The organism is Vibrio sp. SSH13-20 (genome assembly GCF_040104475.1).
In the GTDB taxonomy this organism is placed as follows: domain Bacteria; phylum Pseudomonadota; class Gammaproteobacteria; order Enterobacterales; family Vibrionaceae; genus Vibrio; species Vibrio harveyi.
Window position 1 is genome coordinate 582,380 of record NZ_JBECOU010000001.1, and the last position, 18,501, is coordinate 600,880.

Below are 18,501 nucleotides of genomic sequence, written 5' to 3' on the forward strand. Positions count from 1 at the left end.
GCATTACTCATTATTTGATAATGCGAACTATTATCAAAAATCAACTAGTGAAAATCAATGTGCTGAATGAGAAAGCTATCAGTTATTAGTAATAGAGCGTCAAAGTGCGACCTAATTAGAAGTTTCGTTATCTGAGAGGGAGGTGATGCGAACGTGTGATATAGGTCGGTCAATTAGTAAAGAACAAGCGGCTAACGGATAAAAGTGAAAAAAGAAAACCCACCAAGGCTGGCGGGTTTTTTCGGTAGTAGCAAAAGAAACTATTTCATTTTCTTAACTTCTTGCTGAAGTTGTTCTAGCTGTTTCATTTTCCCTTGTAGACCAAGAGATTGGTAGCTAATTGATGCAGGGTTCATCATTTGACCTTGCTGCATTGGGTAATCCGGTAGTGTCTTGAAGAACTCACCTAGCACGTCTTGGATAGGTACAAACAACCACATGTTGTCAGCCATCCAGCGCAAGTACATACCAGACTCGTGAGGCGCTTTCTCGAATGGGTCAGCACGTAGGTGGATGATCTTCGGCCAGTTTGGTGCGAAGCGTACCGCGTCCGTAATGTTACCTTCTAGTGTTGCGAAATGCAGTTTCCAATCGTTCCAGCGAACTGCGTTTAGCTCACCGTTTGCTGTGAAGTACAGTAGTGATTCACGCGGACCTTTCTCTTCTTTACCTTGGAAGTAAGGCATGAAGTTGTAGCCATCAATATGTACGCGCCAGTCTTTGCCATTTGCTTTATAGCCTTTAGCCAGTTTCTCTTTCACGTCAGGAACGCCTGCTGCTGCCATCAGTGTTGGTAACCAGTCTTGGTGCGCCATCATTTCGTTGATCTTAGTACCTGGTTCGATTACGCCAGGCCAACGAACGAGCTGAGGAACACGCATACCGCCTTCCCATGTCGTGCCTTTTTCACCGTGGAATGGTGTTGCACCGCCGTCAGGCCACGATACAGTCTCTGCACCGTTATCGGTTGAGTAGATAACGATGGTGTTGTCTGCGACGCCTAGCTCATCCAATTTGTCCAGTAGAATACCCACTTGATCATCATGCTCTAACATGCCATCGGCGTAGATACTGATGCCTGATTTACCTTGGTATTTCTCTTGAAGGCGAGTCCATACGTGCATGCGTGTTGTGTTATGCCAGATGAAGAAAGGCTTGTCCGCTTTTACGGCTTTTTCCATGAACGCCAATGACGTTTCTAGGAATTCTTCATCGGCATGCTCCATACGCTTACGTGTCATAGGACCTGTGTCTTCGATCTTACCGTCAGCAAATGACTTGATTACACCGCGAGGGCCGTAGTTTTTACGGAATTCAGGGTCTTTCGGGTAGTAATATGTTTCTGGCTCTTCTTCAGCGTTTAGGTGGTAAAGGTTACCAAAGAACTCGTCGAAACCATGGTTAGTTGGCAAGTGTTGGTCTTGGTCACCCAAGTGGTTCTTACCGAACTGAGCCGTCATGTAGCCTTGCTCTTTTAACAAGTCTGCAATGGTCGGTGCCCAATCAGGGATGCCGTGAGTTGAGCCTGGCATACCAATTGTAAGCAAGCCAGTACGGAACGGTTCTTGGCCTGTGATGAATGCTGCACGGCCTGCAGTACAAGATTGCTGACCGTAGTGATCAGTAAATAGTGCACCTTCGTTTGCGATACGGTCGATATTCGGGGTTTCGTAACCCATCATACCTTGGTTGTATGCACTGATGTTCCAGTAACCAACATCATCACCAAAAATCGCTAGGATATTCGGTTTGTCTGCCGCCACTGCTGCGCTTGAGGTTGCCAGTACGCCGAGACCGACAGCCAGCTTGCTCATTTGGTTAGCCATAAAAACTCCAAATTGGTTGAAAGTTGGAAGAGAAGCTTAGGGACCGCCTACGCTTCGTTGGCTATTAAGTTAATGATGCAATTGAAGAATGTCGCTTTATAGTGTTTATAACCATAAGTTATGCAGACGCGTAACTCTTTGTTTTCTTGGTTTAATATTCAAACCTTACCTTTTGTATGGAAAACTGAAGCGAGACTTGGGTCACGTTAATTCCCCTTTGGTTTAGAGCTTATAAGACCTTAGTTTTAACTTAATTTTAATTATGCTATTGGATTCGCATTAGTCTGTTTTGTGAGCTATACGTTTGTGTGCAGGATGCACTTTTCTAATACAGACAGAGGTTTATATGACAGCGAATTATGGCGTTAAACGCCGATTAGCGATTCTTGCCGCTGCTTTTATCGGCGCGACAAGTAGCAGTATCGCAGCAGAAAAACCGAACATTCTGGTTATCTGGGGTGATGATATTGGTCAGTCGAATATCAGCGCCTATACGTTCGGCCTCATGGGCTACAAAACCCCAAACATCGATAGAATCGCAAAAGAAGGTATGATGTTCACCGACTACTATGGCGAACAATCATGTACCGCGGGTCGCTCCACCTTTATTACGGGTCAAACAGTGCTGCGAACCGGCTTGAGTAAAGTTGGTCTTCCGGGGGCTGACCTAGGCTTGCAAGCAGAAGATGCAACGATTGCAGAAATGCTTAAACCTTTAGGTTATATGACGGGGCAATTTGGTAAAAACCACTTAGGCGATAAAGACGAACATCTTCCAACCAATCATGGCTTCGACGAATTTTTTGGCAACCTTTATCACTTGAACGCCGAGGAAGAACCGGAAAATGTTGATTACCCGAAAGACCCAGAATTCCGTAAGAAATTTGGTCCTCGTGGTGTCATTAAATCCTTTGCTGATGGCAAAATTGAAGATACGGGGCCGCTCACTCGTAAGCGAATGGAAACCGTAGATGAAGAAACGCTAGATGCGGCACTTGATTTTATGGATCGGGCGGTGAAAGCCGACAAACCGTTCTTCGTTTGGTGGAATGCCACACGCATGCATTTCCGCACTCACGTCAAAGAAGACAACTTGGGCAAAACTGGCATCAGTTTTTATGCCGACGGCATGGTTGAGCACGATAACCATGTTGGTCAGCTATTGAAGAAAGTGGATGATCTTGGCATTCAAGATAACACCATCGTATTTTACTCCACTGATAACGGTCCACACATGAACTCGTGGCCAGATGCAGGTACAACGCCATTCCGTGGTGAGAAAAATACTAACTGGGAAGGCGCATTCCGTGTTCCCGCTATGGTTCGTTGGCCGGGTAAAATTGAGCCGGGAAGCGTGTCTAACGAGATCATGCATCATATGGACTGGATGCCAACATTCCTAGCGGCAGCAGGCGATGATCAAATCAAAGAGAAACTCCTGAAAGGCTATAAAGCAGGAGATAAGACGTTCAAAAACCATCTTGATGGTTACAACTTCCTGCCTTACCTAACTGGTAAAGAGGACAAAGGGCCACGTGAAGAAATCTTCTACTTTACAGACGATGGTGATTTGAGCTCACTGCGTTTCCGCAACTGGAAGATTGTATTCCTAGAGCAGCGCGCGAAAGGTACGTTGCAAATTTGGGCTGAACCGTTTACACCGTTGCGTGTGCCTAAGATCTTCAATCTACGCATGGACCCATACGAAGTCGCAGATATTACGTCGAACACGTATTACGATTGGTTGATCGACCATGCGTATATGCTTGTTCCTGCACAGGCTTATGTGGGCAAGTTCTTAGAAACATTCCAAGAATTCCCTCCAAGGCAGAAAGCTGCGAGCTTCTCACTTGATCAGGTGATGGAGAAACTGCAAGAAAGTCACAATAAATAGATTGATTGCAACCAAATGTGGGGCTCTTCGGAGCCTCTTTTTTTGCGCCTCGTTTGAGTTTTTCTTAAAACCTATGTAATTGCTTGTCTAAAAAGAAAAAACACTTCTATCTTTGATCAGAGAATAAAAAGAATCACACAAGGACAGTTATGACTCAGTGGGCAAGTTGGAAGCAGACCTTAACTGGTCTTGCAGCGCTCGTCAGTTTTTCTCTGTTTGCGCAGGAAACACCGCAATCAACCGAATCATCAACGCTAACTTACGTAGGCAGTGAAGCTTGCGTAGATTGTCACCAAAAAGAAACCAAAGCGTGGCAAGGATCTCATCATGATATGGCGATGAGGCATGCTGATGCACAGTCCGTATTGGGTGACTTTAACGAGCACACGTTTACATTCGAAGGAAAGCCAAACCGTTTTTATCGAAAAGGGGACGAGTATTGGGTCAATATCCAAGGTCCAGACGGAGAGTGGCACGACTACAAAATTAGCTACACCTTTGCATGGGAACCGCTTCAACAATACATGGTGGAGTTTGAAGATGGGCGAGTCCAACTCATTCCTTTTGCATGGGATTCGAGAACCAAGCAACAAGGTGGTCAGCGCTGGTTTCACCTATATCCAGATACCACGCCAAAAGATGAATTCTATTGGACGAATACGGGGCAGAATTGGAACTTCATGTGTGCCGATTGCCACTCAACGAATCTAGAAAAGAACTACGACGCCAAAACCAATACGTATTCAACCACGTGGTCTGAGATCAATGTGGGTTGTGAAGCGTGCCACGGTCCTGCCAGCGAACATGTAGAGCTTGCCAAACAAGCGGAAAAATCTGGAAATACCATCGTCTCAGCGAATCACTATGGTTTTGACCGAGATTTAGGTCTGGCTGTAAAAGAATGGGTCTACGAAGAAGGGCACAGTACGCTCCAGCCAAAAGAAATAGCGATGACGCACCAAGTTCAAACGTGCGCGCAGTGCCATAGTCGTCGTACGCAGCTCAACGAAACTGAAGATCACGTAAAAGGTTCGTTCCTAGATAAATATCGTCTTAGCTTAATCACACCAGAGCTCTATTATCACGATGGTCAAATCTATGATGAAGATTACGTCTACGGTTCATTTTTGCAATCTGCCATGGCAGAAAAAGGCGTTACTTGTACTAACTGCCATGATCCGCATACCGCAGAGTTGAAGATCCCAGAAGAAGCGGTTTGTGCTCAGTGCCATATTGCGTCTGGCTACATGCCGGAAAATCACACTTTCCATGAGGCAAATACTGAGGCATCGCAATGCACAACTTGTCACATGCCAGAAACGACTTACATGCAAGTGGACCCGCGTCGTGATCACAGTTGGCATGTGCCGCGCCCAGATTTGAGTATGCATATTAATACGCCAAACGTCTGTACGTCTTGTCATGAAGACGAAACCAATCAGTGGGCAGATAAGAAAATAGGCGAATGGTTCCCGAATTCAAAATACCGAAACCAACAACACTTCGCGGTCGCATTTTACGCGGATTCTATTGGTCATCGTGGTGCGCCTGATGCATTAGCATATTCGGCTCAAGACGCATCGTTAAGCGATATTATTCGTGCGTCTGCTTTAGAACGTATGGGTGGCAATGCCGGACAGAACACTTTGGTTTCATTAGCGAGGGCAGTAAAACATGAAAGCGATATGATCCGTTTGGGTGCCGTTGCTGGTTCTTCTGGTTATGAATTTAGCGATCGTTGGCAAATTCTCGAACCATTACTAACTGACCCAGTATTGTCCGTTCGCGCTGAAGCCGCGGCTGCTTTGGTTCGTCATTATCCAGAAATGAATCCGCTGCAACGCGACAAGATCAAACAGCCGTTGGAAGACTACATGGCAATCCAGCGTTTCAATGCGGATCGAGGTTTTGGACGAACCAACCTAGCAAATGTCTATCGAGCTCTTGGAGAAACAGGTAAAGCCATTGCGTCTTATCAAAAAGCCATTGAAATAGAGCCTTACTTTGAAAACAGCTACGCCAACTTAGCGGATTTGTACCGTACACAAGGTAACGACAGAAAAGCACTAGAAACCTTGATGGCAGGGATTGAAGCGCAACCTAAATCGAGTGCTTTGCCTTACAGCGCTGGTTTGGCATGGCTTCGTGTTGGAGATGGCGTTAAGGCAAACCAATATTTGAAACAAGCGGCTGAAACGGCAGAACACAACCCGCAGTATTGGTATGTGTATGGTTTGGCGTTAGAGAAGAGTGACATACTCGCGGCAAGCAAAGCACTGAGCACAGCCTACCAAGTGGGTGGAAATCCGCAGCATTTGTACGCCGAGTGTGAAGTGTTAGCGCGCAACTATAAACAAGGCGCCGTAGCTTTTGCTTTTGAACAATGTATTAAGCAGCTTGCAGAAGTGGCTCCAGCGGAGGTTATTCAACAATTACGAGCTACAATTTCAAATTAAAATTGGCGGTAAGTTATTGGCTATAAATGGTTACAAATAAGTTGGGTATTAAGTTTATAACCAATAGTTATAGGGCTTGTGAGTAGGATGTACACAGCAAAAATTACGCATTTTGAGGGCACATTATGAACCACGCACAACAAGCCATTAATGAATTAATCGAACAAACTGAAAAAAGCGTCATTGGACAAAGCCATGTGGTTCAGGCTTTGGTGATAGGGTTACTGACCAATGGTCACGTACTTCTAGAGGGTTTACCGGGGACGGCAAAAACGCGCTCGGTGAAATCGCTTGCCAATCTACTTAATACCAGCTTTGGTCGTATTCAGTTTACCCCCGACTTGTTACCTTCAGACGTTACAGGTACCGAAGTGTACCAAGAACTAGATGGCAAGCCTCAACTTCACTTCCAACCAGGTCCAATCTTTAACAGCATCGTATTGGCGGACGAGGTAAACCGTGCGCCAGCAAAAGTACAAGCTGCACTGCTAGAAGCGATGGCAGAAGGTACGATTACAGTGGGTGATAAGACGCACGTCTTGCCAGAGTTGTTCATGGTGCTTGCTACGCAAAACCCAGTTGAACAAGAGGGCACTTACCCATTGCCAGAAGCGCAGATGGACCGCTTTATCATGAAAGTGACCGTGGACTATCCAGAAGATGAAGCTGAGCGTGACATTATTCGTTTAGTGCGCAGTGAAGAGCTGGGCTCAGAAACCAGTAGTGAATTAGTGACGCCAAAACACATTGAGCCAGAGCTTGTGATTGAAGCGCGACGTCAACTGCCAAACGTTGCGGTTTCCGATTTGGTTGAGAACTACATTGTGGCGCTTGTGATGGCGACACGTAAACCAGAGCGTTACGCCGATTCCCAGCTACAAAAATGGATCGAAATCGGCTCAAGTCCTCGCGCATCAATTTCGTTGGACAAATGTGCTCGTGCTTACGCATGGTTACAAGGGCGTGACTATGTAACGCCTGATGACGTACGTGCGATGGTGCCATCGGTACTTGGACACCGATTCTCACTTTCTTACGATGCACTTGCCGATGGTGTTGATCACCTGCGAGTGGTGCAAGAGCTGCTTGATTGTGTAGAAATCGGATAAGCAGGAGGGACTATGGCAAAGCCAACGCTTGCTCCTCAATCCCAAGGGCTCGATCCTCGCTTGTATTGTGATTACGCTCGCTTAGTGCGTTTACAAGCACAAGCCGAATCCTTTAGCCTGCTGCCTCACTTAAAAGCGGGCAGTGTGCTTTCTGGACGTCACAACTCATTATTCCGTGGGCGTGGTCTGAACTTCGAAGAGCTGCGTCACTACCAACTAGGGGACGACATCCGAAACCTAGATTGGAAAGTCACCATGCGCACAGGCAAGCCTCATGTGCGCAGTTACACCGAAGAAAAAGACCGCAATGTGATTGTTTGCGTTGATCAGCGCAGTGCGATGTTTTTCGCCTCTACCGAGGTCATGAAATCCGTAGTCGCTGCTGAAGTCGCTTCTATGTGTGGTTGGCGAGTATTGAAAGACGGTGATCGAGTGGGATTTGTTATCGCTTCTGACTCCGCTCTATATCACAGCAAAGCCCAGCGTTCGCAAAACGATCTGCTTGCACAACTGAAACGACTCTCTCAAGTCAACCAGCGCTTAAATGTGGACTCGATTGATGCAGATAACGTGACGTTCAGTAAATGGATAGAACTCATCAAACGCATGAAACTAAAACAATCCACATTAATTTTTATTAGTGATTGGCGTGATTGCGAAGAGCACCACCTAGATCACCTTAAGCAGCTTCAACAGCACAACGATGTTCTCGCGGTAATGGTGAGCGACCCTTTAGAGCAGTCGCTTCCTCAAGATTTGGCAAAAGTGAAATGGGTGATTGGTGACGGTCGTTACCAGCTCAACTTAGACAGCAAAGCCAAAGTCGACGCCGCCAGTGCCAGTTTGGTTGAGAAAGCGCAGTTAAAACGTCAATCACTGGCGCAACTAATGGCGATGAAAAAGCTGCCTCATATCGAAATCGATACATCAGGTGACCACATTACTCAATTCCAAAAACTCGTTGGAGGTCGATAAATGACAGACTTACACACGCCTCCAAGCACGTATATTCTGCGTGAGCTGCATGACGTTGCGGTGCCAGAAAGCGTAAGCTGGGTACCACAAACCATTGGTTGGAAGATCCTTGCCGTCATTGGTGCGATTGTATTTATGTATCTGGGTTACCGATTGCTGCACCATTGGTGGGATAACCGCTACCGTAAAGAAGCTATTGAAGCCATTTCTCGTTTGAATCCAGATGACGCGAGTATGCCCAAAGCCCTGTTCTCGATTTTGAAAATTGTATTGATTCATCTTGATAGCTCCCATGCTCGCTTGTTTGATACGGCGTTCCTGCGCAAGTTAGATGAGCTTAACCCTAAGCATAAAATGTTTGATGACGAAGTCTCGAAGCGATGGCTGCAAAGTATCGTTGACCCAAGTGTTGAACTGGAAAAAACAGAGTGTTTACAACTTCTTGAACGCGCCACTAAGTGGGTGAAAGAGCATGATGAGAACGCTCAAAATATTGAAAAGCGCACGCTTGCCTACAAAGCGCGTGTATTAAAAGGAGGTCGCCATGGGTGATCTTCTGGCTTCATGGCTGGGCATGAGCAGTTTTGAGTTTGAGCATCCGCTTTGGTTCATCATCTTGCCACTGCCTTTGGTAGTGTATTTCCTCGTTCCAGCTTACCGCACCAAACAAATGGCCATCAAAGTGCCGTTTTTTAGTCAGCTTGTGGATGCCATAGGTGAAACGCCATCAGAAGGTGCAAGTCAACTGACTCCGAGCTGGTGGCAGCGTGCAACGCTCATCATTTCTTGGCTTTTGGTCGTGACCGCAATGGCAAAACCGACAGTACTTGGCGAGCCACAGGTGCGTGAAAGCTTAGGGCGTGATGTCATGGTTGTAGTTGATTTGTCTGGCTCAATGGCAGAGCAAGACTTTACATCCCAAACCGGAGAAAAGATCACTCGCCTTGACGCCGCTAAAGAAGTGTTGAGTGACTTTGCCAAAACGCGCAAAGGCGACCGTTTAGGTCTGATTTTGTTTGGCGACGCAGCATTTGTCCAAACTCCATTCACCCCCGATCAAAAAGTGTGGTTAGAGCTGCTTAACCAAACGGATGTAGCGATGGCAGGGCAAAGCACTCATTTAGGTGATGCAATTGGTTTAGCGATTAAGGTGTTTGAGCAAAGCGAAAAGTCGCGTACCGACGTAGAAGAGAACAAAGAGAAAGTCGCCATTGTTCTAACGGACGGTAATGACACTGGAAGCTTCGTTGAGCCTATTGATGCGGCGAAAGTCGCGAAAGCGAAAGATGTACGTATCCACGTGATTGCCATGGGTGATCCACAAACCGTGGGTGAAACTGCGCTAGATATGAATACGATCAAACGTATTGCGAAGGAGTCCGGCGGTGAGGCGTTTGAAGCGCTCAACCGTGACGAACTTGCTAAAGCCTATGATGAGATTGGTAAGTTAGAGCCCCAGCTTTATGAAAGTACCACGTATCGCCCCAAGCAAAGCTTGCATCACTATTTAATGGCTTTAGTCGTTGTGATGTACTTGACCGCGTTCACGTTAGCGACATTTAAGCGTCGTCGACTATCAGTGACTAGTGGAGCTTCCACGCAAGCAGAAAACGGAAAAGGAGAGCGCCATGTTTGATTCTCCTTTCTCTAGCATGGGACTAGAACAGTTCTTCACACAGTTCCATTTCATTCGTCCAATGTGGCTATTGGCGTTCATCCCAATGTTTCTTTTGCTTTGGTTAAGGTGGCGAGAAGAAGCCAAACCTAGCTGGAAAGACATTCTTCCAGAGCACTTACGTAAAGCCTTAACGATTGGTGATTATGGTTGGCGAAAGCAACTGCCGCTCAAGCTACTTATGGTGATAGTGGCGATTGCTATCATCATCTGTGCTGGACCTTCGTGGGAGCGCCAAGCTTCTCCATTTGGCGAGGATAAAGCCTCCATGCTGGTGGTGTTGGATAACAACGATTCGATGTTGCAAAAAGACCTTCCGCCAAGCCGTTTGGAGCGCTCTAAGCAAAAGATCCGAGACCTCTTGGCAGCAAGAAAAGGAGGCAGTACTGGGCTAGTTGTGTATGCGGGGTCTGCTCATGTTGCGATGCCTGTGACGCAGGACAGTAAAGTATTCGAACCGTTTCTTGCTGCGATAACACCAGAAATCATGCCGGTTGAAGGTAAACTTGCTGAAACGGCGCTGCCTTTGATTGACCGACAATTACAAGACCAACCGGGTTCGACGGTTCTGTTGGTCACGGATGGGGTTAATCCTGCAACTATTACCGCTTACAAAAACTACTTCGCTGACAAGCCTTATCAATTGCTTATCTTGGCTGCGGGTAACTCAGACATTGTTTCTAACAACCCGGTCGATTTGGACTCGTTAAATAATCTTGCCAGCGCGACTGGTGGACGCCTTGTGGAAGTGACGGTAGACAATAGTGACATAGAGAAGCTGAATCGTTTTGTTGAGCGAAACATGCAACTCAATGGTGAATCCTCAATGCCTTGGAAAGACATGGGTTATCAACTGTTGTTCCCAATTGCGCTCATCATGATGCTTTGGTTCCGCAAAGGGTGGTTAGTGCAATGGTGTGTTGTCGCGATGGTGTCAACGTCTTTGTTTATGACGCCAAAAGTCATGGCGGAAACCGTCTCGCTCAAAGCGGATAAGCTTGAAGTGGTGCAAGAGGTTACGGTCTGGGATAAAGCGTCTCAATGGTGGTGGGATTTATGGCTCACGCCAAACCAACAAGGGCAGCGCCTGTTCAACAAAAACGAATACCTTGAGGCAGCAAAGCACTTTACGGATCCGTTGCGAAAAGGGACGGCTTATTACTACGCTGGCGAATACAAACTGGCTCATACGGCTTTCTTGGAGATGCAAAACGATCCATCAGATGCGGTAAAAGACTATGGCTTGTACAACGCTGCGAGTGCGTTGGCGCGTCAACGTGAGTACTTGGCAGCGCGTAATTTATTGCAAACACTGGCAGACAAAGACACCTTGAGCGATCAATTGCGACCAGACGTTGAACATAACCTAAAAGTCATCGGCGGCATTGTTGAAGAGATTAACCGCACCAGTGAAAGTCAAGCAGGGACAACGGATGGACCCGAAGAGTCATTTGAACTGGGTGACAACCCGCAAACGGCAGATGGGGCAGACGAAAAAACCGCTGCTGAGTTAATGCTGAAAGAGAAACTCAATGCGAACGAAATTCTTGGCAGCCAAGAGCTGGCGGATAAGTGGTTAAAACGCGTAGAGGCTGATCCCAAGTACTTCTTGCGTGCTAAGTTCCAAATTCAACTGCGTGAGCCCGTGAAAACGGAGCCGAAGCCACGACCGCAACGACAACAAGAAGAGGAGCAAGCACAATGATGAATGTATTCAAGCTTGGCGCTGACTCTATTGTTGGGCGTCTAAGCACTATCTTGATGGTGTTTACTTTGTTTTTTACTGGTTTGGCGAACGCACAAGACATTCAAGACTTGCAGCGCAGCGATAATGTTGAATTGTTAGCATGGGTTGGTAAGCAGGGAGCAGGGACCGATAGGAAGGAAGCACCTAAGTTCAGTGTGAATGAGCAGGTGATTTTGTACATCGAAGTCGCAACGCCTCGTTGGTTCACAGGTGGTACACGCATTGGCAGCGTAGAAATCCCTAACGTGATTGCAAAGCAGCGTAACCAATTAGCAACCAACTATACCGAGCGCAAAGGGGGACAGACTTGGTCTCGTCAGCGTTGGGAAATAACTTTGTATCCGCAAGCCTCGGGTCAGTTTGTGATTCCACCTGTCGCTGTTGGTGTGCAAGTCTCTGCGCCTGATGGTTCGAAGGTCGCTGGTACGCTTTATACGCAGCCAATTAAGTTTGAAGCGTCTATGCCTTCTGGATTGCTCAGTGATGAGTCTGCATGGTTTACTGCGACTAAGGTGAGTGTGGATCAGAAATGGACAACGTCTAACGATGAGCTGAAAGTCGGCGATGCAATCACTCGCACCATTACGATCAATGCACAAGACAGCCTGTCAGTATTGCTTCCAGACTTGTTATCCAATGATTCTACTGCCAGTTATCAAGCCTATCCTCAACCAAACCGCTTAGATGATAAGCAAACGCGTGGCGATTACCAATCGAGTCGTATCGAAGAAAGCGTGTATGTGATCCAACAGGGTGGTGAGTTCACCTTGCCTGAGCATACGTTCCAATGGTGGAATAGCCAGAGTAAACAGCTGGAAACGGTGGTGATTGAGGGTAAGACCTTCAAAGCCAAGCATACATTCAAATCCTTTGTTCGAGCTTATTCTGGCTGGTTGATTGGCTGCGCAGTGACGCTATTTGTTCTCGTTATCGCCGTCTTGAGCATTCACCGTTATTATCGTTCTCGTCCTACGCCTCCTTGGTTAGTGTTCAGACGAATGGTGAAAGCAAACCGATGGGGTGATGTTCGAGCAAGCTTGTATAAGCAGTTGAGAAGCAACACAGGTGGTCTTGAAATGAGTAAAGCCAGTGACTCTGACGTTTGGCAGAAGCGTTCACAGCGCCTACAAGAGGGGCAGGAGGACGTAAGCTTGATGAATGCTCTTTGGAAAGGGATACAAGCGTTGAAGCCAAAACGCTTCAAGTGGGTGATACCTAAAGCCTTGCCACAACTCGATAAGCAGGCAAGCAATAAGAAATAAAAACGAAAAGGACGCTAGTAAAGCGTCCGTTTTTATATCCTTTAATAAACGTCATGTTGTTATTTTTGCGTGCTACAATGAGCGTGACAAAATAATATATTCTACATATATTTAATTCTTGTCACTTCGACGTTCTGCTTTTGATCTATTTTATCTTTATATTAAACAGGTTTATTAATCGGCTATATATTAAAAATAGTATATTTAAGATTATATAACCAATAAATCACTTTAATTCCTTTCGTGATGGAGTGTCACTTCCATGTGACAAGCTTTTCGTCTTAACCCTGATAAAGACGGCTTATTCAATGTATATTTCATTTTTGATTTGTTCAAATAAAATAACACTTCAAAAATGGAATGATAATTTGCAAGTTTTTCGATTTAGATTATTAAAATTATCGGTGTATATTTCTGGGGAAACGGAAATACGGAGTGATTCCGTTTTGATTTTTAAATATGTGAATAATAATTATCAGATTAAATTTGATTCTGTGTATTAAATTTATCTTAATATAATTCATCGTCACTAGGCAGCTTTATTTTGTGAAGTTTAATTATCAGAAGTTTTAATTCGATATTATTTTAAAGGGTGATTTATGGAAGCTAATATTCACGACGACCCAATATTGGTGGCAGGCAAGAGGATTCTGATTGCTCAAGCAGCTTTGGGTCTGGTATTCATCGCGTATGAGTACATGCGAAGCGGGACTCTAAGCGCTGAATCAGCAATCACTGGGGTACTGATTGCGATTCTTCCATCTCTGTTTGGCATGGTATTCGCGTCCATTAAATCTAGGGTGAAACCAGAAGAGAGTTTGCGTGACCTCATGCATCTGAGTCGAAATATCAAAGTCATTTACACCATAGTGATGTTTGTTTTGACGTTTCGATTTATGGCTCTTCGCAACATCGTGGTCCTGATAGGCTTTTGTGTGACGATGTTTGGTCACTTCTTAACGCCGCTGTTCAGAGACCGCTTCGAAAGGAAGGCATAAATGGAGACTGTCCAGTCCGCTCATGAATATATTGAGCACCACTTGACCTTTCTCACCGCCGGCGACGGTTGGTTTGGAATTAACCTTGATTCCATGATCATGGTCTGGTTGACGGGGCTCGTTTTCATCCTTTCATTCCGTTATGCGGTGACGAAAGGAACGAAAGGAGTACCAGGACGATTCCAGTGTTTGATCGAGATAATATTTGAGTTCGTCGATGACATTGTAAAAGAAATATTTCAAGCGAAGGACAAGTTAATTGGTCCTTTGGCACTGACAATATTTGTTTGGGTGTTATTAATGAATGCCGTGGATTTGTTACCGATTGATTTAATTCCTGCACTTACTCGTGCTGTAGGGGTTGAACACTTCCGTGACTTACCATCCGCTGACGTCAATATTACGATGTCGATGGCATTAGGCGTATTTATTTTGGTGTTAGGTTATACGTTTAAAAACAAAGGCGTGAAAGGTTTTATTAAAGAGTTAACTACTCAACCATTTTCACATCCGTTGTTATATCCAGTGAACTTAGTTCTTGAATTGGTGACGTTAATTTCTAAACCAATATCTTTAGGTCTTCGATTATTTGGCAATATGTATGCAGGTGAAATGATCTTCATTCTAATTGCATTAATGCCGTGGTGGATGCAATGGGCACTAAGTGTTCCTTGGGCACTGTTCCACATTCTTATTGTTGTTCTTCAAGCATTTATTTTTATGGTACTGACCGTGGTTTATCTCGGCATGGCTGTTGAAGAGCATTAATTTCAAAAATCTTGTTTCTTAATTAAAAAATTCAATTCTAGGAGTTGTTATGGATATCGTTAGCGCAGTTCTTTACGTGGCGGGTGCACTACTGATCGGTCTTGGTGCAGCGGGTGCCGCAGCAGGTATCGGTAACCTTGCAGGTAAATACCTTGAAGGTGTGGCTCGTCAACCTGATTTGACCCCAATGCTTCGTACTCAATTCTTCATCATGATGGGTCTTGTGGACGCGGTGCCAATGATCGGTGTTGGTATCGGCTTGTACATCATCTTCGCTGTAGCGTAATTCGAATTAATAATTTTCATAACGTTATAGAAGAGAGGGTGCTATGAACTTAAATGCCTCAATGTTTGGTCAGGCGATCTCCTTCGTGATTTTCGTTTGGCTGTGCATGAAATATGTCTGGCCACCACTTGTAAAACTGCTTGATGAGCGTCGTGCTGAAATTGCCCAAGGTCTTGAGCAAACAGAAAAAGCAGCACAAGAGTTAGAACTGGCAAAAGCGAACGGTGAAGCGCTGCTGACAGAAGCTCGCTCAAAAGCTCAAGCTATCATCAACCAAGGTAAGCAACGTCAAGAACAGATGGTTGCGGAAGCGGTTGATCTGGCAAATCAAGAGAAAGCGCGCATTGTCGCAGAAGGCAAAGCAGAAGTGGAAAGCGAACGCAGTAAAGTTCGCCAAGAGCTGAAAGATGAAATGGCGGATCTGGTGATTGAAAGTGCCAGCAAGCTGATCAATCGCAATCTGGATAGCTCGGCTAACCGCGACTTGGTGAACCGCTTCATCAACGAAATGTAGGAGGGCACATGTCCGAATTGACAGTGGTAGCTCAACCCTACGCAAAAGCGGCGTTTGATTACGCACGCGACGCAGAATGCTTGGACGATTGGCAACAAATGTTTGCGATTACCCAAGTGGTCTTGGAACAACCTAACACGCTTCTGGTCTTGAATGACCTCGATGAAGACGGTTCTGAACAACCATTGTTGGATCTGATTCTTCATGCTGGTGGTGAATGGTTGAATCAAAACTTCGAGAATTTTCTTCGCATTATGGAAGAGAACAAGCGTCTAAAAGCGCTCAGTGAAGTAAACGTTCAGTTCCAAGAGATGAAAGCGGATTACGAACGAACCATGACAGTAACAGTGCGTGTTTCAGAACCTCTGGATGAGGAACAGATGGCAAGGCTTAAACAAGCGTTAACCGAAAAGTACGGTAAAGCCATCACACTAGAAACACAACTGGATCCATCCCTTGTAGGTGGTGTGGTGATCACAGCAGGGCAGACCGTGTATGACGGCAGTGTCCTCACCAACCTGAGCCGATTGGCGACCAACCTACATGTGTAACGGGGTATAGAAATGCAATTAAATTCAAATGAAATCAGTGAATTAATCAGAGAGCGAATTGTTAACTTCAACCTCGAAAGTGAAGCGAGAAATGAAGGTACTATCGTCTCTGTGAGTGACGGCATCATCACAATTCACGGTCTTGCAGACGTTATGCAAGGCGAGATGCTAGAACTGCCAGATAACCGCTTTGCGTTGGCTCTGAACTTAGAGCGTCATTCAGTCGGTGCTGTTGTGATGGGTCCATATGCGGACTTGTCAGAAGGAATGAAAGTAAAAGGCACCGGTCGTATTCTTGAAGTGCCAGTTGGTAACGGTCTGCTAGGTCGTGTAGTGAACACGCTAGGTCAACCAATCGATGGTAAAGGCGCAGTGTCATTCGATCGTATGGACCCTGTAGAGGTTATTGCCCCTGGTGTTATCGACCGTAAGTCTGTCGACCAACCAATCCAAACTGGTTACAAAGCGGTAGACTCCATGGTGCCAATTGGTCGCGGTCAACGTGAGTTGATCATCGGTGACCGTCAGACAGGTAAAACCGCGATGGCGATTGATGCCATCATCAACCAAAAAGAACTGGGCGTTAAATGTATTTACGTCGCAATTGGTCAAAAAGCATCGACGATTGCCAACGTGGTTCGCAAGCTAGAAGAACATGGTGCACTAGAAAACACTATTGTGGTGGTTGCGTCAGCATCAGAAGCGGCAGCGCTGCAATACCTAGCGCCATACGCAGGTTGTACCATGGGCGAATACTTCCGTGACCGTGGTGAAGATGCGTTGATCGTATACGATGATCTATCAAAACAAGCGGTGGCTTACCGTCAAATCTCACTACTTCTAAAACGCCCACCAGGTCGTGAAGCCTTCCCAGGTGATGTTTTCTACCTCCACTCACGCCTACTAGAACGTGCAGCACGTGTTAACGAAGAATACGTAGAGCGATTCACTAACGGTGAAGTGAAAGGCAAAACCGGTTCTCTAACCGCACTGCCAATCATCGAAACCCAAGCGGGTGACGTATCGGCGTTCGTACCAACCAACGTTATCTCGATTACCGATGGTCAAATCTTCCTACAGACTCAGCTATTCAACTCAGGCTTACGTCCAGCGGTTGACCCAGGTATTTCGGTATCTCGTGTAGGTGGTGCAGCGCAAACCAAAGTGATCAAGAAGCTGTCGGGGGGGATTCGTACCGCGTTGGCGCAATACCGTGAATTGGCAGCATTTGCTCAGTTCTCTTCTGACCTAGATGAAGCGACACGTCGTCAGCTTGACCACGGTGAGAAAGTAACGGAACTCATGAAGCAAAAGCAGTACGCACCAATGACCGTTGCTGAGCAAGCACTGGCGATCTTTGCAGCAGAGAAGGGTTACCTCACTGATGTGGCGTTAAACCAAATATCTCGCTTTGAAGATGAGTTGATGGCATTTGGTCGTACAAACGCGCAGCCGCTACTGGACAAGATCAACCAATCCGGTGATTACAACGACGAGATCGAGAGTGAGCTACACAGCTTGCTGAAAGAGTTCACTGCGCTGCAATCGTAGGACCACTAACAGGAGTCCGTTATGGCAAATACCAAAGAGATTCGCACCAAAATTGCTAGCGTGAGTAGCACGCAAAAGATTACGAGTGCGATGCAAATGGTCGCCGCCAGCAAGATGCGCAAAGTGCAGGAGAACATGCAGGCGTCCCGTCCTTACGCGGAGAACATGCGTAAGGTTATCGGTCACGTCTCGTCCGGTACGCTGGAGTACAGCCATCCTTTCCTTCAAGAACGCGAAGTGAAGCGAGTGGCTTACATCATCATCTCATCCGATCGAGGTTTGTGTGGTGGCCTGAACAGTAATTTGTTCAAAAAAGTATTGGCAGAAATGCAGGACTGGCAAGAGAAGGGCGTTGAAGTAGATACGACGCTCATTGGTTCGAAAGCAATCAGCTTTTTCCAGTCCCTCGGGAAAGTAATGGCGCAGACTTCTGGGCTTGGTGATGCACCAAAACTGGAAGATATGTTGGGTGCGGTTAACGCTATGATGGAGCACTACTCCGAAGGCAAAATCGACCGCTTGTTCCTTGTTTACAACCAGTTTGTAAACACCATGGTGCAAAAACCAACGGTATTGCAAATGCTGCCGTTCCCGAAAGAAGACATTTCACGTGATAAAGAGGCTCGTTGGGATTACCTCTACGAGCAGTCTCCTCAAGACATTCTCAACCACCTGATTCAACGCTATGTGGAATCACTGGTTTATCAGGGGGTGGTTGAGAGTATCGCTTGTGAACAAGCCGCGCGGATGATGGCAATGTCTGCCGCGACGGATAACGCAGCGCAACTGATTGAAGACCTACAGTTGGTTTACAACAAAGCGCGTCAAGCGGCGATTACTCAAGAGTTGAGTGAAATTGTATCCGGCGCACAAGCGGTTTAGAGAGAGA

At 46.1% G+C, this 18,501-nt stretch carries 16 protein-coding genes; 15 read left to right on the forward strand and 1 reads right to left on the reverse strand.

The window, feature by feature from the left end:
• Positions 1–260: 260 nt before the first annotated feature.
• On the reverse strand, positions 261–1,826 hold the full coding sequence (locus tag ABMY42_RS02640) for an arylsulfatase (protein ID WP_005447193.1): 1,566 nt from the start codon (positions 1,824–1,826) through the stop codon (positions 261–263).
• A 346-nt stretch (positions 1,827–2,172) separates the two neighbouring features.
• Here ABMY42_RS02640 and ABMY42_RS02645 point away from each other — a divergent pair, with 346 nt between their 5' ends.
• The 15 genes from ABMY42_RS02645 to atpG all read left to right on the forward strand — a co-directional run bounded on the left by ABMY42_RS02645 (position 2,173) and on the right by atpG (position 18,494).
• Positions 2,173–3,720 (forward strand): arylsulfatase, encoded by a 1,548-nt coding sequence (locus ABMY42_RS02645; protein ID WP_005447192.1) that lies wholly within the window; start codon positions 2,173–2,175, stop codon positions 3,718–3,720.
• Between the two features lie 149 nt (positions 3,721–3,869).
• The gene (locus tag ABMY42_RS02650) at positions 3,870–6,176 is read left to right on the forward strand and encodes a multiheme c-type cytochrome (RefSeq protein ID WP_349265927.1); all 2,307 of its coding nucleotides are present in this window, start codon (positions 3,870–3,872) and stop codon (positions 6,174–6,176) included.
• Between the two features lie 125 nt (positions 6,177–6,301).
• Positions 6,302–7,285: a MoxR family ATPase gene (locus ABMY42_RS02655; protein WP_349265928.1), complete on the forward strand. Its 984-nt coding sequence runs from the start codon at positions 6,302–6,304 to the stop codon at positions 7,283–7,285.
• Positions 7,286–7,297: 12 nt separating this feature from the next.
• On the forward strand, positions 7,298–8,260 hold the full coding sequence (locus tag ABMY42_RS02660; protein ID WP_349265929.1) for a DUF58 domain-containing protein: 963 nt from the start codon (positions 7,298–7,300) through the stop codon (positions 8,258–8,260).
• The gene (locus tag ABMY42_RS02665) at positions 8,261–8,812 is read left to right on the forward strand and encodes a DUF4381 domain-containing protein (protein ID WP_038899126.1); all 552 of its coding nucleotides are present in this window, start codon (positions 8,261–8,263) and stop codon (positions 8,810–8,812) included.
• Complete coding sequence (locus ABMY42_RS02670; RefSeq protein ID WP_038899127.1) at positions 8,805–9,896, forward strand: VWA domain-containing protein; 1,092 nt, start codon at positions 8,805–8,807, stop codon at positions 9,894–9,896. The genes ABMY42_RS02665 and ABMY42_RS02670 overlap by 8 nt, the downstream gene beginning before the upstream one ends.
• The gene (locus ABMY42_RS02675) at positions 9,889–11,640 is read left to right on the forward strand and encodes a VWA domain-containing protein (RefSeq protein ID WP_038899128.1); all 1,752 of its coding nucleotides are present in this window, start codon (positions 9,889–9,891) and stop codon (positions 11,638–11,640) included. Before ABMY42_RS02670 ends, ABMY42_RS02675 begins: the two co-directional genes overlap by 8 nt.
• Positions 11,637–12,944, forward strand: coding sequence for a BatD family protein (locus tag ABMY42_RS02680; RefSeq protein ID WP_050908939.1), 1,308 nt, complete (start codon positions 11,637–11,639; stop codon positions 12,942–12,944). The genes ABMY42_RS02675 and ABMY42_RS02680 overlap by 4 nt, the downstream gene beginning before the upstream one ends.
• Before the next feature lie 599 nt (positions 12,945–13,543).
• Positions 13,544–13,942 (forward strand): ATP synthase subunit I, encoded by a 399-nt coding sequence (locus ABMY42_RS02685; RefSeq protein WP_005447171.1) that lies wholly within the window; start codon positions 13,544–13,546, stop codon positions 13,940–13,942.
• Entirely contained in the window at positions 13,943–14,710 is a 768-nt protein-coding gene (atpB, locus tag ABMY42_RS02690) for a F0F1 ATP synthase subunit A (RefSeq protein ID WP_005533315.1), read from the forward strand. It abuts the gene before it with no gap.
• 49 nt (positions 14,711–14,759) lie between these two features.
• Positions 14,760–14,996, forward strand: coding sequence for a F0F1 ATP synthase subunit C (gene atpE, locus ABMY42_RS02695; RefSeq protein WP_004727739.1), 237 nt, complete (start codon positions 14,760–14,762; stop codon positions 14,994–14,996).
• A 43-nt stretch (positions 14,997–15,039) separates the two neighbouring features.
• The gene (locus tag ABMY42_RS02700; RefSeq protein ID WP_005431830.1) at positions 15,040–15,510 is read left to right on the forward strand and encodes a F0F1 ATP synthase subunit B; all 471 of its coding nucleotides are present in this window, start codon (positions 15,040–15,042) and stop codon (positions 15,508–15,510) included.
• Positions 15,511–15,518: 8 nt separating this feature from the next.
• On the forward strand, positions 15,519–16,061 hold the full coding sequence (locus ABMY42_RS02705) for a F0F1 ATP synthase subunit delta (protein ID WP_005431763.1): 543 nt from the start codon (positions 15,519–15,521) through the stop codon (positions 16,059–16,061).
• A 12-nt stretch (positions 16,062–16,073) separates the two neighbouring features.
• The gene (gene atpA / locus ABMY42_RS02710) at positions 16,074–17,612 is read left to right on the forward strand and encodes a F0F1 ATP synthase subunit alpha (RefSeq protein WP_009699258.1); all 1,539 of its coding nucleotides are present in this window, start codon (positions 16,074–16,076) and stop codon (positions 17,610–17,612) included.
• A gap of 21 nt (positions 17,613–17,633) precedes the next feature.
• A complete protein-coding gene (gene atpG, locus ABMY42_RS02715) occupies positions 17,634–18,494 on the forward strand; it encodes a F0F1 ATP synthase subunit gamma (RefSeq protein WP_005431811.1) in 861 nt (286 codons plus the stop codon).
• Positions 18,495–18,501 lie beyond the last annotated feature (7 nt).